The organism is Thalassovita aquimarina, assembly GCF_018219815.1.
Lineage (GTDB): Bacteria > Pseudomonadota > Alphaproteobacteria > Rhodobacterales > Rhodobacteraceae > Thalassobius > Thalassobius aquimarinus.
In genome coordinates this window covers 1-1,955 of sequence record NZ_JADMKU010000051.1, presented here as the reverse complement: position 1 = coordinate 1,955, position 1,955 = coordinate 1, and the positions used below count along the sequence as shown (strand labels likewise).

At 66.1% G+C, this 1,955-nt stretch carries 2 protein-coding genes; both read left to right on the top strand.

Going from position 1 to position 1,955, the window contains the following annotated elements:
• Nucleotides 1-4 precede the first annotated feature (4 nt).
• Complete coding sequence (locus tag IT775_RS21110) at nucleotides 5-784, top strand: hydroxypyruvate isomerase family protein (RefSeq protein WP_212703225.1); 780 nt, start codon at nucleotides 5-7, stop codon at nucleotides 782-784.
• A complete protein-coding gene (locus IT775_RS21105) occupies nucleotides 781-1,953 on the top strand; it encodes a pyridoxal phosphate-dependent aminotransferase (protein ID WP_212703224.1) in 1,173 nt (390 codons plus the stop codon). The genes IT775_RS21110 and IT775_RS21105 overlap by 4 nt, the downstream gene beginning before the upstream one ends.
• The last annotated feature ends 2 nt before the right edge of the window (nucleotides 1,954-1,955 follow it).

Here is a 1,955-nt window from a genome sequence, read left to right as displayed (position 1 = left end):
GCCAATGTTTTCCGCCAATCTGGGATTCCTGTTCACCGACCGGCCGATGGTCGCGCGCATCCATGCCGCTGCCGAGGCCGGTTTCAACGCCGTGGAATGCCATTTCCCCTATGACACGCCAGCAGCCGAGGTGAAGGCGGCGCTGGCGGAAACCGGACTGCGGATGCTGGGGCTGAACACCGTGCCCGGCGATGTGCCGGCGGGCGATTTCGGCCTGGCCGCCCTGCCCGGCCGCGAGGCCGAGGCGCGCGCGGCGATCGACCAGGCCATCGCCTATGGCGCAGAAATCGGCGCCGCGAATGTCCATGTCATGGCAGGCAAGACCGATGGCGGCGCAGGGGCCGAGGCGACCTATCGCGCGAACCTCACCTATGCCTGCGACGCTGCGGCGGCGCGCGGCATGACCGTGCTGATCGAACCGATCAACCAGCGCGACGTGCCGGGATATCACCTGTCGCTGGTCGAACCGGGCGCGGCGTTGATCGAGGACCTGGGGCGCGGCAACCTGAAACTGATGTTCGATTGCTATCACACCCAGATCATGCAGGGCGACCTGACCGAACGGCTGCGCCGCCACATGCATCTGATCGGCCATATCCAGATCGCCGCCGTGCCCGACCGGGGCGAACCCGATGGCGGCGAGCTGCATTACCCCAACCTGATCGCCGCGATCCGCGACATGGGCTTTACCGGCCCGATCGGCGCCGAATACAAACCGCGCGGGGCCAGCACCGGGGACGGGCTTGGCTGGATGACCGCCTATAACGGGAAGACGACCAAATGACAGCAGACCTGAAATTCGCCGACAGCATCGCCCGGCTCGGCACCGAATCCGCCTTCGTCGTGCTGGCCCGCGCCCAGGCCCTGGCGGCGCAGGGGCGCGATATCATCAACCTCGGCATCGGCCAGCCCGATTTCCGCACCCCCGACCATATCGTCGAGGCCGGCATCCAGGCGCTGCGCGACGGCCAGCACGGATACACGCCCGCCAACGGCATCCCGGCGCTGCGCGAAGCGGTGGCCGCCGACCTGCACCGCCGCCACGGGGCGGAGGTCAATCCCGACAACGTCGTCGTGGTGCCCGGCGGCAAGCCCACGATGTTCTTCGCCGTGCTGATGTTCGGCCAGCCCGGGGTGGAAATCATGTATCCCAATCCCGGTTTCCCGATCTACGAAAGCGTCATCAAGTACTCCGGCGCCACCCCGGTGCCGATCGCGCTGGAGGAAAAGAACGGTTTCGCCTTTTCCGCCGAGGCGGTGCTGTCCCAGATCACCGAGCGGACCCGGCTGATCATCATCAACAGCCCCGCCAACCCCACCGGCGGGGTGACCCCGAAGGTGGAAATCGACAAGCTGGTCAAGGGCTTGCTGGATCATCCTCATGTCGCGCTGATGTCGGACGAGATCTATTCCCAGATGCTCTATGGCGGGCGCGAACACGTGTCGCTGCTCAATTACCCCGAAATCCGCGACCGGCTGATCATGCTGGACGGCTGGTCGAAGACCTATGCGATGACCGGCTGGCGGCTGGGTTACGCGGTCTGGCCCGAAAGCATGGTCGACCCGGTGACGCGGCTGTGCATCAACGATCATTCCTGCGTCAACGCCGCCACCCAATACGCGGGCATCGCCGCGCTGAACGGGCCGCAGGATGCCGTGCATGACATGGTCGCCCAGTTCAACGAACGCCGCCAGGTGATCGTGCGCGAACTCAACAGCCTGCCCGGCGTGCGCTGCGCCGATGCGGCCGGCGCCTTCTATGCCTTCCCCAATATCGGAGGCACCGGCATGACCTCGAAACAGGCGCAGGACCGGTTCCTCGACGAGGCGGGCGTCGCCACCGTCGCCGGCACCTCCTTCGGGGCCTGGGGCGAAGGCTACCTGCGCTTTTCCTACGCCAACAGCACCGACAACATCCTCGAAGCTATCCGCCGCATCCGCGAAATCCTCTGACA

Excerpts from the sequence above, each read along its gene's own strand:
- IT775_RS21105 (WP_212703224.1), top strand. The coding sequence starts at position 781 with ATGACAGCAGACCTGAAATTCGCCGACAGCATCGCCCGGCTCGGCACC.
- IT775_RS21110 (WP_212703225.1), top strand. The coding sequence starts at position 5 with ATGTTTTCCGCCAATCTGGGATTCCTGTTCACCGACCGGCCGATGGTC.